This is a genomic window from Paraburkholderia sp. (genome assembly GCF_035501035.1).
In the GTDB taxonomy this organism is placed as follows: Bacteria; Pseudomonadota; Gammaproteobacteria; order Burkholderiales; family Burkholderiaceae; genus Paraburkholderia.
The window spans coordinates 1-3,758 of sequence record NZ_DATJWR010000226.1; the positions used below are offsets into that span (position 1 = coordinate 1).

The 3,758-nt window shown below is 66.7% G+C and carries 3 protein-coding genes; 1 reads left to right on the plus strand and 2 read right to left on the minus strand.

Going from position 1 to position 3,758, the window contains the following annotated elements:
- Positions 1–519 (minus strand): bifunctional 4-hydroxy-2-oxoglutarate aldolase/2-dehydro-3-deoxy-phosphogluconate aldolase (eda, locus tag VMJ11_RS16645; protein ID WP_325620485.1); only part of this gene is annotated, 519 nt, incomplete at its 3' end.
- 29 nt (positions 520–548) lie between these two features.
- Positions 549–2,459 (minus strand): phosphogluconate dehydratase, encoded by a 1,911-nt coding sequence (edd, locus tag VMJ11_RS16650; protein ID WP_325620486.1) that lies wholly within the window; start codon positions 2,457–2,459, stop codon positions 549–551.
- A gap of 289 nt (positions 2,460–2,748) precedes the next feature.
- Between edd and VMJ11_RS16655 the strand changes: the two genes are divergently transcribed.
- Entirely contained in the window at positions 2,749–3,606 is an 858-nt protein-coding gene (locus VMJ11_RS16655) for a MurR/RpiR family transcriptional regulator (protein ID WP_325620487.1), read from the plus strand.
- The last annotated feature ends 152 nt before the right edge of the window (positions 3,607–3,758 follow it).

Genomic DNA, 3,758 nt, shown 5'->3' on the forward strand with positions numbered 1-3,758 from the left:
CAGCGCGAGGAAGGTCGGCGCCGATTCCGCGCTGATGCCGCCCGTCGGGCAGAACTTGAGCGTCGGGAACGGGCCGTGGAACGCCTGCAGCATCGCCATGCCGCCCGCCGGCACGGCCGGGAAGAACTTGACGATCTCGTAACCGAGTTCCATCGCAACGATGATGTCGGTCGGCGTCATCACGCCCGGCAGCAAGGGCAGGCCCGCGTCGAGCGACGCCTGATGGATCTCGCGCGTGAGGCCCGGCGAAACGCCGAACTTCGCACCCGCCTTTTTCGCAAGCGCGCAGTGCTCGGGCTTCGTGATCGTGCCCACGCCAACGACGATATCCGGCGCGATCTGCGCGGCGCGCTCGATCGCTTCGAGCCCGGCCGCCGTGCGCAGCGTGATTTCCAGCACCTTTACCCCGCCCGCGTGAAGCGCGCGCGAAACGTGCTCGCCCTGCTCCGGCGTATCGAATGCAAGCACCGGAATGACCGGGCCGAGGCGGACGATATCGGCCACCGTGCTAGTTGCCATGTTCAGGCTCCTTGATCTTGATGATGAAATCAGTTCGCGGCGTGGGTCGCCGGGGTGCTCGAGTGAGTAACCGCCGCAGCGGATGCAACCGGCGCAGACGCCACCTGCTCGCCCACGAGCGGCCCGAACACCGTCGCGCCAAGCTCCGCCGGCGCGGCCGTGGCGCGGAACACGCCAAATAGCTCGCGCCCGAAGCCCACTTCGTTGAGCGCCTGGTGCGCGGGCTGCGCGAACGCACGCGCGTCCCATTCGGCCGCATCCACCTCGACGTCGAGCACGCCCGCGAGCGCGTCGATCACGATCGTATCGCCGTCGCGCACCTTGCCGATCGGGCCGTGCATCAGCGTTTCCGGCGAGACGTGGATCACCGCCGGCACCTTGCCCGACGCCCCCGACATGCGCCCGTCCGTCACGAGCGCTACGTGAAAGCCCTTGTCCTGCAGCACGCCGAGTAGCGGCGTGAGGCGGTGCAGTTCCGGCATGCCGTTGGCGCGCGCGCCCTGGAAGCGCACGACGGCCACGAAATCGCGCTCGAGCTCGCCGCGATCGAACGCTTCCTGCACAGCCTCCTGGGAATCGAACACGATCGCGGGCGCACGCACCTTGCGACGTTCCGGCGCGACGGCCGAAACTTTGATGACGCCGCGGCCAAGGCGCCCCTGCATCAGGCGCAGGCCGCCGTCGGGCTGGAACGGCTCGGCGAGGCCCCGCAGCACGGACGTGTCCGCGCTCTTCTCGACAGCCGGCACCCACGTGAGCTTGCCGTCGAGGAGCTTGGGCTCCTGCGTGTAGTGGCGCAGGCCCCGGCCCGCGACCGTATTCACGTCTTCGTGCAGCAGGCCGCCATCGAGCAGTTCGCGCACGAGGAAGGCGATGCCGCCCGCCGCATGGAAATGGTTCACATCGGCCTTGCCGTTCGGATAGACGCGCGCGATGAGCGGCACGGCGTCCGAGAGCACGTCGAAGTCGTTCCAGTCGATGATGATGCCCGCCGCCCGCGCCATCGCCACGAGGTGCAGCGTGTGATTGGTCGAGCCACCCGTCGCCATCAGCGCGACGATGCCGTTGATCACGGCCTTCTCGTCGACCACGTGGCCGATCGGCGTGTAGTTGCCGCGCTCGACGGTGAGTTCGAGCACGCGGCGCGCCGCGGCGGCGGTCAACTCGTCGCGCAGCGGCGTGTGCGGGTGGATGAACGCCGAGCCGGGCAGATGCAGCCCCATCACTTCCATCAGCATCTGGTTGCTGTTGGCCGTGCCGTAGAACGTGCAGGTGCCGTGGCCGTGATAGGCCGCCGCCTCCGATTCGAGCAGCGCCTCGCGGCCGCACTGGCCGGTGGCGAACTGCTGGCGCACCTTGGCCTTGTCGTCGTTCGAGATGCCGCTCGTCATCGGGCCGGCCGGCACGAATATGGTCGGCAGATGGCCGAACTGCAGCGCGCCGATCAAGAGGCCCGGCACGATCTTGTCGCACACGCCGAGGCACAGCGCCGCATCGAACATGTTGTGCGTGAGCGCAACCGCCGTGCTCATCGCGATCACCTCGCGCGAGAACAGCGACAACTCCATCCCGGCATTGCCCTGGGTAATGCCATCGCACATCGCCGGCACGCCGCCCGCGAATTGCGCGACGCCGCCGCCTTCGCGGGCCGCCTTCTTGATGATGTCGGGGAAATCCTTGTAGGGCGCGTGGGCCGAGAGCATCTCGTTATACGCCGAGACGATGCCGATGTTCGGCTCGCGAATCGCCTTGATCGCGATCTTGTCGCGGCCCTCGAGGCCCGCGAAGCCGTGGGCGAGATTCGCACACGAGAGCGCGCCGCGCGCCGGGAACCGGTCCTGAGCCGCTGCAATGCGCGCGAGATAGGCCTCGCGGGTCGGCTTGCTGCGCTCGATCACGCGTTGCGTGACCTTCATCAACTGAGAATGCGGGGAAACCATCGAATCTCCTTCCTTCTTGTCTCGGCGGGGACGCTCGGGGCCTGATCAGAGGCGCGCTGCACGCTCCGATCAGCGATGGCGCGATGTTAGTAGAAAAACTACAAGCCGACAATCCCGGTTAGACCCTGGGGGCGCAGCCTTAAATAAACGCCTAATCTTATTACTGGCAGGCCACACGAGGCATTACAGATCTAAATCGGAAAGAAGCAAACCGTGATCCTGTAGTTTTTGTACATGACGCCCGATCCGCTATAGTCCACGGATCTTTCAGCATAGTGCGAGTTTCCTGATGCTGCTGTCCCAGGTGAAAGCCATGCGTGAGCAATTGCGCCCTTCGGAGCGCAAGCTCGCCGATTACGTCGTCGAGGCGCCGCGCGAAGTCCTTGACCTTTCGATGACCGAAGTCGCCGAGCGCGCGGGCGTGAGCCAGCCGACCATCGCGCGCTTCTGCCACGCGCTCGGCTTCTCGGGATTCCGCGAGTTCAAGATTCGCCTCGCGCAGGCCGTCGCCGGGGCGCTGCCCACGGAACACCCGGCCGTCTACCGTGACGTGAGCCCGAACGAACCCGTGCCGGGCGTCGCGGCCAAGGTGCTCGACCGAACCATCGGCGCGCTCGTGCAGGTGCGCAACAACCTCTCGACCGACTCGCTCGCGGCCGCGATCGACCTGCTCGCGCGCGCTTCGCGCATCGAGTTCTACGGCGCGGGCGGCTCGGGCATCGCGGCGCAGGACATGCAGCACAAGTTCTTCCGTCTCGGCATGCCGAGCGTCGCGTATTCGGACCCGCACACCTTCCTGATGTCGGCGGCGCTGCTCGGGCCCGGCGACGTGGTCGTCGCGATTTCGAACACTGGACGTACGCGCGACATCGTGGACGCCGCGCGCACGGCGCTCGATCGCGGCGCCAAGGTAATCGCGATCACGCACGGCACATCGCCGCTCGCTCGCCTCGCGAGCGTGGGCCTGCATGCCAACGTCGATGAAGACACCGACGTCTTCTCGCCCATGACGTCCCGCACTTCGCATCTCGCGATCGGCGACATACTCGCAGTGGGCGTGGCGCTGCAGCGTGGCCCGGAACTCGCGGAAAAGCTCGCCGATGCCAAGGACATCATCGCGCGACGGCGGCTGGATCCGAATGGTTGACGCAAGGGCGGCAGCACAGGCCCGCAGCACGGGAAGCTAGCGCCGAACTTCGGCCAACCCTGGCCTATAATCCACCGGATCAGGGTGAAAATACGCAGGAATCCGCACCACGCGCGGTATCCGGCACCTCCGGTGATTCTCGACTTCAGATG